General features: G+C 67.7%; 15 protein-coding genes. 2 read left to right on the top strand and 13 right to left on the bottom strand.

Annotation, left to right across the window (positions count from 1 at the left end):
* Positions 1–108 precede the first annotated feature (108 nt).
* The 13 genes from EEB19_RS13345 to EEB19_RS13405 form a co-directional block, all read right to left on the bottom strand.
* Positions 109–1206: an MSMEG_0565 family glycosyltransferase gene (locus tag EEB19_RS13345; RefSeq protein ID WP_187587182.1), complete on the bottom strand. Its 1098-nt coding sequence runs from the start codon at positions 1204–1206 to the stop codon at positions 109–111.
* Positions 1207–1210: 4 nt separating this feature from the next.
* A complete protein-coding gene (locus EEB19_RS13350; protein ID WP_187586993.1) occupies positions 1211–2086 on the bottom strand; it encodes a carbon-nitrogen hydrolase family protein in 876 nt (291 codons plus the stop codon).
* 30 nt (positions 2087–2116) lie between these two features.
* Complete coding sequence (locus tag EEB19_RS13355; RefSeq protein WP_187586995.1) at positions 2117–3559, bottom strand: MSMEG_0567/sll0787 family protein; 1443 nt, start codon at positions 3557–3559, stop codon at positions 2117–2119.
* Positions 3560–3563: 4 nt separating this feature from the next.
* Positions 3564–4619 carry an MSMEG_0568 family radical SAM protein gene (locus tag EEB19_RS13360; RefSeq protein ID WP_187586997.1) on the bottom strand — a complete coding sequence of 352 codons (1056 nt, stop codon included), beginning with the start codon at positions 4617–4619 and terminating at the stop codon, positions 3564–3566.
* Positions 4616–6079: an AMP-binding protein gene (locus EEB19_RS13365; RefSeq protein ID WP_187586999.1), complete on the bottom strand. Its 1464-nt coding sequence runs from the start codon at positions 6077–6079 to the stop codon at positions 4616–4618. The genes EEB19_RS13360 and EEB19_RS13365 overlap by 4 nt, the downstream gene beginning before the upstream one ends.
* Positions 6080–6092: 13 nt before the next feature.
* The gene (locus tag EEB19_RS13370; protein WP_187587001.1) at positions 6093–7379 is read right to left on the bottom strand and encodes an MSMEG_0569 family flavin-dependent oxidoreductase; all 1287 of its coding nucleotides are present in this window, start codon (positions 7377–7379) and stop codon (positions 6093–6095) included.
* The gene (locus EEB19_RS13375; RefSeq protein WP_187587004.1) at positions 7376–7699 is read right to left on the bottom strand and encodes an MSMEG_0570 family nitrogen starvation response protein; all 324 of its coding nucleotides are present in this window, start codon (positions 7697–7699) and stop codon (positions 7376–7378) included. Before EEB19_RS13375 ends, EEB19_RS13370 begins: the two co-directional genes overlap by 4 nt.
* A complete protein-coding gene (locus EEB19_RS13380) occupies positions 7692–8591 on the bottom strand; it encodes a carbon-nitrogen hydrolase family protein (protein WP_187587006.1) in 900 nt (299 codons plus the stop codon). Before EEB19_RS13380 ends, EEB19_RS13375 begins: the two co-directional genes overlap by 8 nt.
* Before the next feature lie 28 nt (positions 8592–8619).
* Positions 8620–9144, bottom strand: a complete 525-nt coding sequence (locus EEB19_RS13385; RefSeq protein WP_187587008.1) for an MSMEG_0572/Sll0783 family nitrogen starvation response protein — start codon at positions 9142–9144, stop codon at positions 8620–8622.
* A gap of 357 nt (positions 9145–9501) precedes the next feature.
* Positions 9502–11217 carry an ABC transporter ATP-binding protein gene (locus EEB19_RS13390; protein ID WP_187587011.1) on the bottom strand — a complete coding sequence of 572 codons (1716 nt, stop codon included), beginning with the start codon at positions 11215–11217 and terminating at the stop codon, positions 9502–9504.
* On the bottom strand, positions 11214–12104 hold the full coding sequence (locus tag EEB19_RS13395; RefSeq protein ID WP_187587013.1) for an ABC transporter permease: 891 nt from the start codon (positions 12102–12104) through the stop codon (positions 11214–11216). Before EEB19_RS13395 ends, EEB19_RS13390 begins: the two co-directional genes overlap by 4 nt.
* A complete protein-coding gene (locus EEB19_RS13400) occupies positions 12101–13123 on the bottom strand; it encodes an ABC transporter permease (RefSeq protein ID WP_187587015.1) in 1023 nt (340 codons plus the stop codon). Before EEB19_RS13400 ends, EEB19_RS13395 begins: the two co-directional genes overlap by 4 nt.
* A complete protein-coding gene (locus tag EEB19_RS13405) occupies positions 13120–14787 on the bottom strand; it encodes an ABC transporter substrate-binding protein (RefSeq protein ID WP_187587016.1) in 1668 nt (555 codons plus the stop codon). The genes EEB19_RS13400 and EEB19_RS13405 overlap by 4 nt, the downstream gene beginning before the upstream one ends.
* A gap of 221 nt (positions 14788–15008) precedes the next feature.
* Here EEB19_RS13405 and EEB19_RS13410 point away from each other — a divergent pair, with 221 nt between their 5' ends.
* Positions 15009–16352, top strand: coding sequence for an LLM class flavin-dependent oxidoreductase (locus tag EEB19_RS13410; protein WP_187587018.1), 1344 nt, complete (start codon positions 15009–15011; stop codon positions 16350–16352).
* A complete protein-coding gene (locus EEB19_RS13415) occupies positions 16349–17548 on the top strand; it encodes an acyl-CoA dehydrogenase family protein (RefSeq protein WP_187587021.1) in 1200 nt (399 codons plus the stop codon). Before EEB19_RS13410 ends, EEB19_RS13415 begins: the two co-directional genes overlap by 4 nt.
* Positions 17549–17611 lie beyond the last annotated feature (63 nt).

A 17611-nucleotide genomic window follows, 5' to 3' on the forward strand; every position in this document is an offset into this window, starting at 1 on the left:
GGTCGGGGGCGCGTGGTGGCGAGGTCGGGCGCGTGGTGGCGAGGTCGAGGGCGCGTGGTGGCGAGCGACAAGCCGGGAGTGACTGCGAGCGCCGGGTGCGCGAGACGGTCAGCGGGGATACGGGTGGCGGGCGTAGAAGTCGAGGTGGGCGCGGGCGGCGGCATCCCAGGTGAGCGACCGTGAGAGTGCGCTGCCCCGGACTCGGCGCGCCTCGTCGGGAGCGCGGGCGGCGAGCAGGGCCCGGGCCAGTGACTCCGCGTCGTCGGCGTAGGTGACGCTGTCGCCGAACACTTCTCGCAGAATCGGCAGTTCCCGTGCGACGACCGGGCGACCGGCCGCGAGTGCTTCCATCGCGGCCAGCCCGAACCCCTCCTTCGTCGACGGGAACGCGAAGACGTCGCAGGCGGCGACCAACGACGGAAGGTCGTCGTCGGCGACCGGGCCCAGGATTACCGGCCCGATACCGAGAGCGTCGCGGCGGCGGTCGAACTCGGCCCGATACTCGCGATAGTCGAACAACGTCTCCCCGCCGGCGAAGACCAGCGACAGCTCGGGAGCCTCGGCACGCATCCGGGCGAAGGCCTCGAGTAGATCGATACTGCCCTTGCGTGGTTCGATGCCCCCGACGGCGAGCACATACGGTCCCAACGTCTCGCGCCACCGTCGTCGGGCCGACACCGCGTCGTCGGAATCCGATGCAGCTGAGGCGAACCGCTGGTGGTCGACCCCGTTGGGTATCACCGCGGGTTGCAGACCCCATCCGTCGAGCACCTCACCCGCCACCGCCCGGGAGACGCAGATCCGCGCATACGGGTTCACCACCGCCTTCTCGTGGCACTCCATCAGGATCGGCGTCGTGAACTCATCGAGGTGGTGGATCGTCCGGATACAGGTACCGATCGCGTTGGCGCTGATGCAGTCCTGTGCATGGACGATGTCATAGGCGCTCGGATCGAATGCCGAACCGAGTACGTCGATGGACCGCACGATGCGCTCGGTGATGGTCTCGCCGGGAACGTCGTCGAAGTGGACGAGTCGCTGCTCGACGGCGGGATCGACCTCCCGGAAAAAGCGCTCGTCGCCGCCGCGCGCGAGACTCCACACTGTGACGTCGGCGCCCGACCGGGCGAGGGCCTCGGCGAGGTTCAGGGTGTGCACGACGCCGCCGCGCGGTTTCGTCGAGTAGGTGAGCAGGGCGATACGCATCGGATCAGCCACCCGCAACCGGATTCTCCCGGCGCGCATCGGGTGTCGTCCGGTGAGTGTGGTAGGTGTCCTGGCGAAGTTCGGTGAGGTGATCGAGAACCCTTCGGGCGCGGGTGATCTCGGCGTCCACATCGACGATGGTCGTCGCCAGACCTCCTTTGGACCGGGTGGTCGCCAGGATGTCGCCGCCGGGTCCGACGACCTTGGCCTGTCCGAGGAACCGCAGCGATCCGGTGACGCCGGTGAGGTTCGACGACACGACGAACACCTGGTTCTCGGCAGCACGGGCGCAGTCGTACAGGTCGAACAGCCGAGACTGGCGGTCCGCGGGGAGACGGGCGGCCCGATCGGTGACGCTGGCCGGCCAGGCCGACAGCGCGGCGATGATGCGCGCGCCGTCGAGGGCGAGAGTGCGCGCCGACTCGGGAAATGTCTTGTCGTAGTCGATGAGCATCCCGATCCGGCCGACCGGCGTGTCGAAGGCGTCGAACGAATCACCGGCCGCGTAGGCCATCGACTCACCCGCGGGTTGATGAACCTTGCGGTGAGTGCCGAGAATGCCGTCACCGGACAGGCATACGGCGGTGTTGTACCGCTTGCCGTGCGCCGCTTCGGTGTAGCCGATGCAGACGGTCATGTGCCCGGCGGCCGCGGCGATGGCCGCCAACTCGGGACCGTGCGGATCCAAGGTCGGCGGCAACTCGTCCGGATCCGGATGCCGGAGGTCGCCGATGTACCCGCCGATCGAGGCATCCGGGAACACCAGCAGATCGACGCCGTCGCGGGCCGCGGCCTCGACGATGCCGACGGCCTTGGACACACCTCGTTCGACGTCCCGTCCGAAATGCGCTGCGAGAGCGCCGAGAGTGACCGCGGTCATGTCACCGAACTCTACCCACCGGGCGCCCGCTCACGCCGCTCCCAGGCCCGTGACCGTCGAGGCCACCGCCACCGTCAGCTCTCCGTCCGGCCAGCGCAGGCGCACACCCGGTTCCGTGGTCAGCCGGCCACAGGCCGCCGACGTCATCGGGCCCGGTACGTCGTCGACGGCCCGCCGATCGGCCATCAGCATCGCGTAACCGGGAAAGCAGGTCAGCCACGATCCCATCGCGGCCGCACTCGGGCGCGGGACCGCGTCCATGTCGAGTTCCGCCCCGGTACCGGAGGACTCGGCGAGCATGCCGAGGGTGCCCGCGATGCCCGCCATGCTGACGTCCTTGGCTGCGGCCGGACGCAGGCCGGCCGGCAACCGTGCCATCTGCGCCAGTTCGTCAGCGGTCCGCGAACTGGTGCTGTCCCATTGCCGTCCGTGATAGCCCGGCCGCCATGAGCCTCCCAGGTCGGCGATCAGCGACACGGTGTCGCCGACCCTCCCCCCACCGGCCGGAATCGGGTGCTCCGCATGCCCGAAGGCCGTCACCGACAGCGACGCGTGGACCCCGACCTGGGTGTGTCCACCGAGGACCGGGGTGCGCCATGCCTGGGCGGCCGAGGCGATACCTCGAATGATGCGGGTGAGGTGCGAGCGGGTCGGGGCGCCGACGGCATCGAGGACTCCGAGCGAGCGGGCGCCCATCGCGGTCAGATCGTTCATGTTGACGAGGATCGAGCACCAGCCGGCCCATTCCGGGTCCCGCTCCACCATCGCCGGGATGATGGCGTCACAGGCCGCGATCAACTCCGTATCCGGTATCGGCACGCCGTCGTCGCCGCGGAAACCACTCGGGCCCAGCCCTCCGGGTTGCTCGGAGAACGGGGAGAGAACGTCGGCCAGCATCGATTTCGTCGAGTCGGCGACCCGCTGGATCTGACCGATCGGCCACATCATCCGGCGGTGCTCCCGGCCGCGGAGCGTGGGACCGGCGCCACGGTCCTGCCAGCCCAGCGATCGGAACATCGACGCGTAGCGATCCTGGACGGTGGCGTCGAACCGCACTACACCGGCCGATTCGACGTGCGCACACGCCGCACGCACCAGGGCCGCGCCGACTCCCGCCGCATGAGCCGGATCGGCGACAACCAGACGGCTGCCCGCCCACCAACCGATGTCGACGGCGGTGCAGGGCGCCACCCGGACGCCACCGATGACCGTGCCGTCGGGCGTGGTCGCCACCAGGACGACGGTCCGTGGGTCGTCGTCGGCGTCGTCGGCATCGGTGTGATCGAAAAGCCCCTGGCGTTCGACGAATTCGCCGATTCGCAGGGATCGGTAGGCCTCGACGAGATCGGTGGCGTCGGCGATCCGGATGAGAAAGTGCGACGGCCCGTTTGCCGGGCGCGCACCGGCGAGGATGGACAGGTCGGTGCGCGCAGCACGCAGTTGGTGGACGGGTGCGGTCGTGCCGTCGAGCATCGCCTCAGCCTCCCACGTTCTGCAGGACACTGCAGGCCCCGCAGGCCGCACACCCGGCGCGCTGATCGGCGCCGGTCATGCCGATCAGTTGCAGGTGTGCCGCAACCTCCCGGCTGATCTTCTCCACGACGGCAGGCTCCGGCGCCGCCGCCCGATCCACGTCGACGGCGAGGGTCCCCGCATGCGGCCGGAACGGGACGATGAACGGATACACCCCCATGTCGGCGAGTTCCCGTGCGCCCTGGATCATCTCGTCGGCGTCCTCGCCGAGACCGACGAGCAGATAGGTGGATACCTGATTGCGTCCGAAGACGCGGACAGCCTCCGCCCATGCTGCGCGGTACTCCTCGAGCGGTACCGACGATTTGCCGGGCATCCATCGACGACGGACGTCGTCGTCGAGGGACTCGACGTGGATGCCGATCGCGTCGGCACCCGCATCCCGGAGTTCGGTGATGGTGGACAGGTCGGCCGGCGGCTCGCACTGCACCTGGATGGGCAGACCCGGCACGGCGCGCTTGACGGCACGCACACAACGCGCCAGATGCCGTGCACCGCGATCCTTGCCCGCGGAGGTACCGGTCGTCATCACCATCTGGGTGACGCCGTCGAGGTCGACGGCCGCGCGGGCGACTGCCGCGAGGTCGGCGGGCTTCTTCACCGCGACCGTCGACCCGGATCGCAACGACTCCTCGATGGAGCAGAAGCGGCAGCGCTGGTCTTCGGCATAACGGATGCAGGTCTGCAGCACGGTCGTGGCGAGCACGTTCGCGCCGTGCAACTTCGCGATCTTCTCGAAGGGCACGCCGTCGTCGGTGGTCAGGTCGTAGAAACGCGGCCGACCGATCGTCTCGATCCGGACTCCGGCGTCGATACCGTCGTAGAGGACACGATCACCGTCGAACACGAAGGGACTGTCCGGATTTCGTGGGATGGCGGCGCTGAGGCCGTCGATCAGGAGATGGCCGTCGTCGGTCGGTCCGGCACCACCGGTCCGATGGACGGGCGGTGTGCCACGGATGCCGAGAAGGGCGAGATCGACTCTGGTGGACACGGTCACGCGGGAACTCCGTTCGTTCGGACGATGCGGCGGCCGCACCCGGCCACCGCTCGTCGGCGGATCTTTCCCGCGTCGTTGCGGATAGGTCGGCGGGTGAGACAGATGCGATCGGGTCGAGCTGCCCGATCGAGTCGTAGCGCGGCGAAGTGGGCGAGATCGTCGACGGTGAGTGTCGAGTCGGCGATGTCGGCGAGAACGGTGAGGCTCGTCGTATCGTGGGCGGCTTCGCCGACCGCCACGGCGCCCCGGACGAGTGGGTGGCTCTCGAAGACCTGCTCGATGTCCGCCGGATAGAGGGTCGTCCCGTCGCGGTCGATGGTGTCGGCCTCCCGATCGAGGACGGTGAGGTATCCGTTGTGGTCGAGATATCCGATGTCTCCCAATGTGTCCCATCCGTCCGACGTGCGGCGCGATGCCGCACCGACGTAGCGGTAGGACCTCTGGTCGCCGCGGCGCATCCAGATGGTGCCGGGAGTTCCGGGGCCGACCACCGCACCGTCGTCGGATCGGATGCGGATCTCGGTGCCGCCGATCGGACGGCCGACCGAACCCGGGTGATCGAGCCAGTCGTCGCCGCGGATCATGGTCAGTCCGTTGGACTCGCTGCCCGCGTACACCTCGACGACGCGGTCCGCACCGAGCCACTCGATCAGCGCTCGTTTGTCGGGTTCGGGACAGCGCCCGCCGAGGTGGAGGATCGAGTCGACGGTGGTGAGGTCACGTCGATCGCGCTCCGCCGAGGGCAGCCGCAGCAGTTGCCGGATCGACGGTGGCGACAGCACCGCCCAGCTCACGCGATGGCGTTCGACGCAGTCCAGGAATGCCGTCGGTTCGAATGCCGGCTCGATGACCAGGCGATGTCCGGCCGTGAGCCCCCGAAAGGCGTAGGTGAATGCCGTGGAGTGCCACATCGGTGACGTCACCAACTGGGTTGCGCGATGCGGGACGAACGGTGCCACCGGAGCGTCCGGATCGACAAGTGCCGGCGCGGAACTCGCGATCACCTTCGGTGCGCCGGTGCTTCCCGACGATGTCGGCGCCTTCCAGCAATGCGACCACCGATCCGCCAGCCGAGCGGTCGACATCGAGTGCGCCTGCGTCTCGGAGACGTGGACGATACCGCTGTGGATGGGCACACGCCCGAACGCCGCCACCGGCTGCGCGAGCCGTTCGATGGTGGCGCGTTCGTCGTCGGCCAGGCCGGAATCGAGAGGCATCGGGGTCGCCCCGACCCGCCAGATCGCGATGCAGGCCACGACGAAACCGATGCCGTTGGGCAAGGAGATCATCACGCGGTCGTCGCGACGGACACCGTGCCGGATCAGCAGTCTCGCGACCCGTGTCGCCCGCGTGTCGAGTTCGGCGGCCGTCGCCGTGCCCGATCTCTCCCGGACGACGATGTCGTCCGGTCTGAGACGCGCACGATCGGCGATGACCGCGGATATCGGTCGGCGTGCCATGTCGTCGTCCCCGTCACTGCCCGGCGGCGAGTCGCAGGCGTGTCTCCCCCAAGGTGGCGACGACGCTGTCGGCGACATGACGGGCGTCGCGATCGATGCCGAGAAAGCGGCCCGAACCCCACGTGTGCATCCACGGCAGCCCGACGAAGCTGAGCCCGGGGACCTGGGTGACGCCGCGCGTCTGCATCGGTCGGCCCGCGCCGTCGAACGCGCTCGCCTCGATCCATCGGTAGTCCGGCCGGAAGCCGATCGCCCACACGATGCTGGTGATCCCCGCAGCGTGCAGATCGAGGTCGGTGGGGTCTGATTGCGGTTCCCACACCGGCTCATACCGGCTCGCCGGCGGAGCGTCGATGTCATGCGCCTCGATGTAGCGGTCGATGTCGGCGCAGATCGAGTTGTAGACCGAATCGGCCTTGTCGAGGGAGGCGGTCAGTGTCGGTGCGAATCGCAGCTGAGCATCCTTGCCGTCGGCGAGTGCGCCGTAGAGGGACATGCCCTCCGCGGCGAACTGGCGCAGATCGACGTCCCGGCCGCCGTCGCGACCCGTGACGTAGTGATTCGTCTTCTCCTGCGCTGCTCTGCCGCCCGGGTACTCCTGCGTCGGGGTGTCGTAGAGACCCATGTCGGCCAGCCAGGTCATGCAGTCACGCCCACGATAGAACCGGGCGACGCGCGGTGCGTTGCCGATCGCGAGGTGGACCCGTCGGCCGGCGAGATGCAGATCCTCGGCGATCTGGGCGCCGGACTGTCCCGACCCGACCACCAGGACGGCACCGTCGGGTAGCTGGTCGGCGTTGAAGTACTGCTCGGAGTGGATCTGCGAGACAGCCGGATCCAACGACGACGCGTACGACGGGATGACCGGCAGTGGGTAGCCGCCGGTGGCGATGACGACCTGATCGCATGTGATCGTCTCGATGCCGTCGGCACTGTTGAGGGTGAGCGCCAATCCGGCATCGCCGGTCTGCCGGAGATTGGTGACGGTGGTGTGTTCGCGCACGGGCGGGGTGAAGGTGTCGAGCCAGCCGGCCAGCCAGTCGACGACCTCGTCGCGGGTCATGAATCCGTCGGGATCCGGCCCGTCGTAGGCGTACCCGGGCAGTCGGCAGTGCCAGTTGGGAGTGACCAGGGTGAAGTTGTCCCAGCGGGAGTCGGCCCAGGCGTGGGTCGGGGTCTTCGACTCGACGACGAGGTGGTCGACGCCGGCGCGGCCGAGGTACCAGCTGACCGAGAGTCCGGCTTGGCCGCCCCCGACGATGACGACGGGATGGTGGTTGGGGGTTGTGGTGGCGCTCATGATGTCTCCGGAGCGATGGAAGGTGTGGGGGTCGGCAGGGGTGGATGCATGTCGAGGATCTCGACGATGGAATCGGTGTCGTATCGGTCGGCGTTGTGGTTGATCTCGCCTGCGGTCGCGGCCGCCGACGTGCAGGCGAATCCGAACTTGGCGCGTACTCGTTCGGCCGCCTCGTCGAGGGCTGTCGTTGCGCGCGTGCGGAAATCGTCGACGGTGTAGCGGCCGCCGATGTCGAGGTGGTCGTGCATGACCAGACTCGGTGAGTAGCAGTTCTGCACCCGCCCGTCGGGCCACCGGACGGTGACGGTCATCTCAGGCATGGGACAGGTCTCGCCATGCCGCGGTGCCGGTGGCGTCGAGTTCGGTGAGCACGCCGTAGGCGTCGGGCCGGCGATCGCGGAGGTGGAACATCCCGCCGCGCATCGCGGTGAAGGTGCCTGCGATGTCGACGTCGGCGACGGCCATCCCGCTGTCGAGCAAGGTGGTGTCGAGGATGTTGCCACCGGGATCGACGACCTTGGCGTTCCCGACGTACCGCAGCGATCCGAACGTGCCGGATTGGTTGGCGGCGAGCCAGAAGACCTGGTTGTCGAGAGCTCGTGCGGTGTCGAACAGGTTGAACCGGTAGGTCCATCGATCGTCCTGCAGGTTCTCTGCGGTGGCCGTGCGTGCGGCCGGCCACGCCGACAGACTCGCGATGATCTCCGCCCCATTGAGGGCCATGACCCGGGCGGCCTCCGGAAATGCCTTGTCGTAACAGATCTGGAGTCCGACGCGGCCGACAGGGGTGTCGAAGACGCCGTAGTCCGACCCCGACGAGTACGACATGTTCTCGCCCAGCGGCTGATGAACCTTGCGGTAGCTCCCGTAGATGCGGGTGCCGTCGAGCACCGCGGCGGCGTTGTAGCGGGTCTCGCCGTCGTCGGCGAGCTCGCAGAAACCGATGGCGATCACCAGGTCTCCGATGATCGACTGCACGCGTTGGATTTCCGGGCCATCGAGCCGGATGGCCGGCGGCAGGGATCTCGTCGTGTTCTTGACCGTGTCCCCGTGGTTGCCGAGCGACGACAGGTAGCCGCCGATGGCCGCTTCCGGGAACACGAGGAACTCGACGCCTCGTCGTCGGGCCTGGTCGACGTAGTCGGCGATGGTCGCGTAGTTCTGCTCGAGATCGCGAGTGAAGTTGGCCGCGACCGCAGCGATGGTGGTCATGAGGGTCCTCGGGTGGTGTCGGGGTCGGTCACACCATGTAGGTGGAGTTGATGATCGCGCCCTTGCGCGCGTAGTGGATGATGGCGTCCTGCACGTCGAGTGGGTGGGCCGGGATGACGCCCTCGATCAGATCCTCTTCCCGTCCTCCGTGGAGGGCGAGGCCGAACCGGCAGCAGAACACCGTGCCACCCTCGGAGATGAAGGTCTCCAGCGAGTCGTTGATGTTCTGCTCACCGGGGAAGCCCGAGTCGCCGGTCTTCGGAAAGCCGCGGGTGGCAAGGCAATTGATGGCGCCCGGGCCGTAGAAGTAGATGGCGGATTCGAAACCCTTGCGCAGTGCACGCGTCGCCTGCAGAACGGCGACGAACGATACGGAGGACTCGTGCGCGATCCCGTGCACGAGGGTGAAGTAGGTCTCGCCGTCCTCGGCCTGGTAGTCGGGGAAGATCTTCGTCCCGCCGTAGATGTTCGAACCCTTGGGGAGCGAGGGATGCGGGATCTCCGCGAGCGAGGCGGCGATGTTGTCGGTGATGGTCTCATCGAAAGAGGACACGGGGTCTCCTGTAATGTCTGCGACGGGTCGTACCGTCAGCACAGTGGATGAGGCGACGCTGCCTCAGACGATGGAGCAGATCCCGAAGGATCTCGGTGAGTAGCCCTGCTCGGCTACGACATTCAGTTCACGCCCGTTGTATTGCACGGTGGTTACCGGCGGAATAATTGAACAGCGGATCCAGTTAACATGGCCTCTGCTGTAGGTGGGCCGTGGCGAGGTCCTGCCGGCGAGGTTCTTGTGGCGCGCGAACATCCACCCCCAAATGCGAACACCACCTTGGTTTGAAACCAAGGTGGTGTTGCAGAGAAGGGGTGGTTGTCGGGACGGGAGATTAAGGCGTGCGTCCCGTCCGGCTCAGGCGACCGACTCGCTCTCGTCGATGGTCGGGACGGCGGCGAGGAGTTCGCGGGTGTACGGGTGATCGGGGTCGCCGAAGACCTTGTCGGCATCGCCGTACTCGACGGCCGCGCCGTCGCGCATCACGAGGATGTCGTCGGCGACGTGATGGATGACACCAAGATCATGCGAGATGAAGACCAGGGCCACACCGGTTTCCGCTTGCAGCCGGGCAAGCAGGTCGAGGATGCGCGCCTGGATGGACACGTCGAGCGCGGAGACCGGTTCGTCGCAGACGATGACCGACGGCTCGGGCGCCAACGCTCGGGCGATGGCCACGCGCTGGCGTTGCCCGCCGGACAGCTTGAGGGGGTGGCGGTGCCGGAAGGTGTCGGAGAGCCCGACGTGATCGAGCAGCTCGGACACCCGCTCGTCGGCGGCGCTCCCGCGCAACCCGCGTGACCGCAGACTGTCACGCAGGATCCGCTCCACATCCCACCGTGGGTCGAAGGAACTCAGCGGGTCCTGGTAGATCACCGAGATCTGATGCCGGTTGGCGCGGCGCTCCTTGTCCGACAACGCGCTCCACGGATGACCGTTGAGTTCGACGGTGCCGGCGTCAGGGTGGGTGAGGCCGAGCACGATCCGGGCGGTCGTGGTCTTGCCGGAACCGGACTCGCCGACGATTCCGAGGGTGCGTCCGGGGGCGAGATCGAAACTGATGCCGCGCACCGCGGCCCGCTCGCTCCTGTCGCGCGCGGCGAACGACTTGCGGACGTCGCGGACGCGCAGCGCCAGCTTCTGCCCGGTGCCCGCGGAACTGTCGTCGGTGTCGGTCGACGCCAGGGTCTCGCCGGTGGTGAGAAGCGTGCCCTTCGACGTCCGCGACGGGATCGAGGCGAGCAGGCTCCGCGTGTACTCGTGCTCGGGAGCGCGCAGCACCTCATCCGTCGGCCCGTACTCGACGATCTCACCGTGACGCATCACGGCGACGCGGTCGGCCAGCCGGGCGACGACGGCGAGGTCGTGCGAGATCAGGATGACCCCATTACCCCTCTCCTTGGCCTCCCCCAGCACGTCGAGGATCTGGGCCTGCACGGTCGCGTCGAGCGCCGTCGTCGGTTCGTCGGCGATCAACAGCTTCGGATCCTGGGCAATGGCCGAGGCGATCAGCGCTCGCTGCCGCAGTCCGCCGGAGAGTTCGTGGGGGCGTTGTCCGGCACGCACCCGGGGTTCGGGGACGCCGACGAGGCCGAGGAGTTCGACGACCTTCTCCTCGCGCTCGGCCCGGCGCAGGGCGGCCGGCCCCACCCGCAGGCCATGATGGGCACTCCATGCCTCGCCGATCTCACTGCCGACCGTGCGCAGCTGGTCCAACGACACCAGTGCATCCTGCAGGACGAACCCGATCTCCCGACCACGGATCCGACGCCACTGCCGATCGGTGAGTCCGAGGAGGGAACGACCGCCGAAGGTCACGGCGTCCGCATCGATCCGGGCGCCGTCGCCGGTCAGGCCGATGAGCGTGCGCGCGGTGACCGACTTCCCGGACCCGGACTCCCCGACGATGGCGAGGCATTCGCCGGCATTCACCTCGAAGGAGACTCCCCGGACGACCTCCCGATCACCGAACGAGACGCGCAGGTCACGGACTGCGGCCAGCGGATGATTGGTGCCGCCGACGGTCTCGGTCCGGTCTGCGGAACCTGCTGCGGCAGATGCAACGGTGGTCATCGGGTCGTTCCTTCCAGTCGGGCACCGAGATGGCGTCCCACAGTGGTGAATGCGAGAGCGGTGAGCACGATGACGAGCCCCGGGAAGATCTCCAGCCACCACGCGACCGTGATGTAGGTGCGTCCGGCGTCGAGCAGTGCACCCCATTCCGGCGACGGCGGTGCGACACCCAGACCCAGATACGCCAGTCCGGATGCCCAGATGATCGCCTGCCCGATGCCGAGCGTCGCGGTGACCACCATCGGCCTGAGCGCGTTGGGCGCGATGTGCTGCAGCAGGATTCGTCGTCGTGAATGACCGAGTGCGGTGGCCGCCTCGATGTAGGGAGCGTCTCGGACGGTGAGCACCTGACCGCGAACGATACGGGCATATCCGGGCGCGATCCCGATCCCGATGGCGAAGACCAGCGTCCACGGTCCCGGTCCGAACACCGAGGTGATGAGCAGACCGAGCAGAATCGTCGGAAACGCGAACATCACGTCGATCCAACGGTTCGCCAGCGCCTGCGCCACCCGGCCCGACAGGCCCGCGGTGATGCCGAGGACGACCGCGAGGACCAGCGCCACACCGACTGCGCCGAAACCGATGGCCAGCGACTGCCGCGCTCCGAAGATGACCCGGCTCAGCAGATCTCGACCGGACAGATCCGTTCCGAACAGGTGTGCCCAAGTCGGTGGGGACAACGTGTCATTCAGGTTGATGGCGAGCGGGTCATACGGCGCGAGGACCCCGGGCACCGCGACGGCGACGGCGAGCAGCACCAGGACCGCGATCGCGGCGGCGACGGTCGGTGGCACCGACCACCGGCGTCCGCCCGGGCCGGCGACAACGCTCTCACCGGTCCCGTCGGCGGGATCTGTCGTGGAACGTGGCGACAGGATGGTCATGGGACCTCGATCCGTGGGTCGATGACGGTGTAGAGCACATCGACGAGCAGGTTGGCGACGATGTAGATCGCGGCGACGAGCACGACGATGCCGCTGACGAGGGGAACATCGCGCGAGCTGGCCGCGGCGACGAGGGTCTGGCCGATCCCGGCCCGGGCGAAGACCGTCTCGGCGATGACCGCACCCGACAGCAAGGCCCCCATCGCCCACCCGGACACGGTGATCGCTGGGATCACCGAGTGCCGCAACACATGTCGCGCACGAACCGACAGGTCTCCGAGGCCCCGGCTGCGGGCGGTCAGCACGAACGGTTGGTCCAGGGCGCGGGCGAACTCGTCGCGCGCCACGCTGCCCAGGAATCCGGCGAGCGGGATCGCGAGCGTCAGCACCGGCAACACCAGGCCGTGCAGTCCGGTCCCGCTCTCCACCGGGAACCAGGCCAGATCGATGGCGAAGACCACCAGCAGGATGGAACCCAACCAGTACTGCGGCAGTCCCGCACTGACCGTCTCGACGAGCGCACCCACCGCTCCCCACGGACCGCGGCGCCCCGCCGTCAGCGTCGTCGTGACCAGTACCAGCAGCCACGCGACGATGAGCGCACTGACGGTCAACACCAGTGTCGGGCCGATCTGCTCACCGATGACCTGGGTGACCGGCTGCTGCAGTTGGTACGACGTGCCGAGATCACCGTGCAGCAGGCCGCCGAGGTAGTGCAGGTATTGCTGCCAGATCGGATCGGTGAAGCCGTATTGTGCGTTGACGGGCGCGATCTCGTCGGGAGTGCGCTCGCGACTCTGCCCGGACGACAGGTTGAGCAGCAGCGTCGCCCGATCGCCGGGTGCAAGGACCTGCAGCAGGAAGGTGACGGTCGCGGCGGCCCACAGCACGAAGACGGCGGAACCGAGCTTGCCGAGCCAACGCAGCCAGACCCTGCCGTTCCCCCGTCCACGACGGTCGCCGATCGTCCGGTCACCGCCCCCCGGCGATGCTGTCGTCTCGTCGATCAGTGTCGTCATCGCACAAACCTCGCATCCGAGAAGACCGGCTCACCTTGGGATTTCTCGATCCACACGTCATGCAACTTCGGGTTGCTCGCGATCGAGGTGGTCTGGGTGTACAACCCGATGGCCAGTGCCTGATCGCCGATCAGCTGCTGCGCCTGCGTGTAGTAGGCCCGCTGCTCGGCGGGATCAGCTGAGCTGTTGGCCTTTTCGATGAGACCCTGCAGGGTCGGATCGTTGTAGAAGGCATTGTTGTACGGATTCGGGTTGTCCTCGAGGCGCTGCCGCCAGTTGATGTACAGCAGACCCGGCGTCGGACTGGTCCAGTAGCCGACATACGCATCGTAGGTGTCGGCCTTCGCGTACTGCCCGCCGAAGTACTCGCTCTGGGTGGCCGGCACGAGCTGGATGTCGAAACCCACCTGCTTGGCCTGGTAGGCGACGTCCTGCAGGATGGCGGCACCCTCCGGACCGATGATCGCGTCCGCGGCATAGACGACCCGTGCGCTGAGTCGGCGGCCGTCCTTGATGCGGACACCGTCGGCGTCACGGTGGGTCCACCCCGCCTGATCGAGCAGGGCGTCCGCCTTCGCGGTGTCCCTGGGGTAGGCACCGGCGGTGGGGTCGTAGTCGGGGGTGCTCTGGCTCAACGCGCCATTCGGGTTGTAGGGCACCACACCGAGATACGCGGTCTCGACTGCCTTCTGACGATCAGCGGAGTAGGCGAAGGCCTGCCGGACCCGGACGTCGTCGAACGGCGCGTGGTCGACGTTGAGGGTGATCGCGTTCGGCCGGCCCGGGGTCACGTACTGCTTCGTCTGGAAGCGCGTGGTCGCATCGGCCCAGTTGATCGGCGGCACGTTGTAGATCACGTCCGACGAGCCACTGGTGAGCGAGCCGTACCGCAACACCGGATCCTTGAGGAACTTCCAGATCACCTTGTCCACATACGCCGGGCCCTGATGCCGAGCGTTCGCCGGCGCCGAGTTGTAGTTCGGATTACGAACAAAGGTGATGCTGCGGTTGCGGTCCCAGCGATCGATGATGAACGGTCCGGACCCGACAGGCTTGGAGCAGTTGGCCTCGGCGCCGCGGGCCAGAGCTGTCGGCGACTGGATACCGAAGTAGCCCTGGGTCAGTACGGTCAAGAGCGGGCTGTACGGCGACTTCAGATGCAGCGCAACGGTGTTTCGATCGATGACCTCGCCGCGTTCGTAGTACTGACCGATGTAGGCGGCGACCGTACCGTTCGGGTTCTCCGGGTCCAGATAGGCATCGAGATTGGTCTTGACGGCAGCGGCATCGACCGGGGTACCGTCGGTGAACGTGACGCCCGGCTTCAGGTGGAACGTGTAGGTGCGCCGGTCGGGCGAGATGTCCCAGCTCGTCGCGAGCCAGGGCACCGGTTGACCGTTGTCGTCGAGGGACACCAGGTTGTCGAGGTATTGCCTTGCCAGATAGGCATTCTGGACCCACCCGCCGTGGACGCACGGCGGCTCCTGCTCATGGCCGTACTCGATGACCCCGCCGGGCACGTGGTCACCGGGTGCGGCCGCGACCCCGGTGGATGTGCCGTCGCCGGTCTCGGGACGCTGGCCGCACGCCGACAGCAACGCCGTGACCGACAGCGCCACCGCGAGGAGAACTCGGGTCCGCGGTCTGCGGACAGATCTGAACACGGTGGAACTCCTCGATGACGGGTGGTACGCGACCAGACGAATGATGGTGTGACCGGATCGTGCGCAGCATCGACCCGGGGTTCGGCGAGAACGCTAGCGAGATGTCGGCCGACAGTCAGGTCTTCGGTTCAGGGTGAGTGCAACGGGGCGCCGGACGCTTGCGGTTGGCTAGGGTCGGCCGGGTGGCAGAACCAAAACCCCTGCGTTACTCCGCTTTCGTGATGAACACGACCTCCCACATCCTGCACGGGGCGTGGCGCGTGCCCGATGCGCGGCAAACGGACTTCAACTCGCTCGAGCACTGGATCGATCTCGCGAAGACGTTGGAGGAGGCCCGTTTCGATTTCATCTTCTTCGCCGATGTCGTCGGTCTCTATGACGACTACCAAGGCGACTGGAAGAAGTTCGTCGACACCGGACTGCAGATCCCGAGCAACGACCCGCTGGTCCTCGCTTCGGCACTGGCATCGCACACCGAGAATCTCGGCATCGCGATCACGAGTTCGATCCTGCAGGAGCATCCGTTCGACTTCGCCCGCAAGATCTCGACGCTCGATCACGCGTCGCGTGGCCGGATCGCGTGGAACATCGTGACCAGCCTGTCGTCGAACGCCTGGCGGAACTTCGGCCACGACGGCATCACCGGGCACGACGACCGATACGCGTGGGCCGACGAGTACGTCGATGTCGTCTACAAACTGTGGGAGGGCTCCTGGGACGACGACGCCCTCGTCCAGGATCAGGTCAGCGGCATCCACGCCGACTTCGACAAGGTCCACAAGATCGATCACGTCGGTGAGCACTACCGCGTGGAAGGACCGCATCTGTCGGCGCCGTCGCCGCAGCGCACCCCGATCCTGTTCCAGGCGGGATCGTCACACACCGGTCGGCGGTTCGCCGCGCGGAATGCGGAGGCGCAGTTCATCGTCTCGCCGAGTCCGGCCGCCGCTCGAGGACTCGTCGACGTCACACGCCGTCTCGTCGCCGAGGCGGGGCGTGATCCGCACGATCTGAACTTCTTCCAGGGGTTGTCGTTCGTGATCGGCAGCACGGAGGAGGAGGCGCAGCGCAAGTCCGCCGAACTCGACGAGTTCATCGATCCCAGCGCAATGATCGCCCACTCGGCCGGCGGGCTGGGTTTCGATCTCGGCTTCTACGACCTGGACACACCGATCGGCGAGATCCGGACCGAGGGCACGCAGAGCACCCTGCTGTGGCTGCGTGAGGCGGTTCCCGATCGGGAGCCGACGGTCCGTGATCTCGCCGAATTGCGCAGCCGGAGCGGCCGGGTCGTCGGAACCCCCGAGCAGATCGCGGATCGACTGGAGCAGTGGCGCGATGCGGGGGTCGACGGCATCAACGTCATCAACGCGACGATCCCGGGCAGCTACGTCGAGTTCGCCGAACACGTTCTGCCGGTGCTGCGGGATCGTGGCCTCGCTCAACGCGAGTACGCGCCGGGCACCGTCCGCAACAAGCTCACCGGCCGTGACCGTCTGCCGGACACGCATCCGGCGGCCCGCTACCGCGGTGCCTTCGCGCCGGCGGTGGAGGTGTCGGCATGACCGTCGTGGCGCGGGTCGCCGCCGATCGAGACTCGGTACTCGCCGACATCGCCACCGACGCCGCTGCGCGCGAACGGTCGGGCACCGACCCGCACGCGCAGGTGCGTCTGCTCAGTGACACCGGCCTCACTGCACTGACCCTCGATGACGCATCGGGAGCGGGTGCCGACATCGTCGAGTTCTTCGACTTCCTGATCGACCTCGCCCGCGCCGATCCGATCGTCGCGCACATCCTGAGATCCCACTTCTGGTTCGTCGAACAGGTCCGGCGGCTGCCCGCCGGTCCCGTCCGCGACCGCTGGACAGCGGAGATCTCCGCCGGCAAGGTCTTCGGCAACGCGACCAGCGAACGCACCGGCGCCGCCGGGGCAAAGGCGTTCGCGACCGAACTCCGCCCGATCGACGGCGGCTGGCTGCTCTCCGGCGCGAAGTTCTACAGCACGGGCACCGCATTCTCCGATTGGGTGACGGTGGCCGCGACGATCCGCGGCAGTGCGGGCGGCGATCAGATCGCTCGGGTCGTGCTTCCGCTCGACCGCGAGGGCGTTACTGTCGTCGACGACTGGGACGGTATCGGCCAGCACCGGACGGGTACGGGCACCACCACGCTCACGGACGTGTTCGTCGGACTCGACGACGTACTCGAGCTGACCGACCCGGCAGCCACGCGACCTGTCGCGAATGACGGGCCGTTCCTTCAGCTCTATCTGCAGGGCCTGATCGCCGGGATTCTGCTCTCGGTCACCGACGACGCGGTGGCCTTGCTGCGGTCGCGGTCACGGTCGTTCGACCACGCGCCCAGCGAGATCCCGCGAGACGATGCCGTGCTCCTGCAGACCGTCGGTGAGCTCGACGCAGCGGCACATGTGTCGCGCGCCGCGGTGCTCGACGCCGCACGCGAGATCGAGACGGCGTTCGCGCTCGCCCGGCAGGGCCACGTCGACGCGGACCTGTTCGCCCGCGCATCGGTGGCCGCGGCACGGGTCAAGGTCCATGTGGATGCCGTCGGGTTGCGGGCGGCCACCGATCTGTTCGACATCGGCGGGGCGTCGTCGGCGAGCCGTGCACGAAATCTCGATCGACACTGGCGCAACATCCGCACGGTGACGTTGCACAATCCCACGTCGTACAAGGCGATCGCCCTCGGCGACCGCCTTGTCAACGACGCGCCGCTGCCCGGCAACGGCTACTTCTGAACAACTATGTGCCGAGACCGGAAACCGTCACTGCCAGATCCAGATCCAGCGGTGTGAGCGCTG

The sequence above is a fragment of the Gordonia sp. OPL2 genome, assembly GCF_003797825.1.
In the GTDB taxonomy this organism is placed as follows: Bacteria; Actinomycetota; Actinomycetes; order Mycobacteriales; family Mycobacteriaceae; genus Gordonia.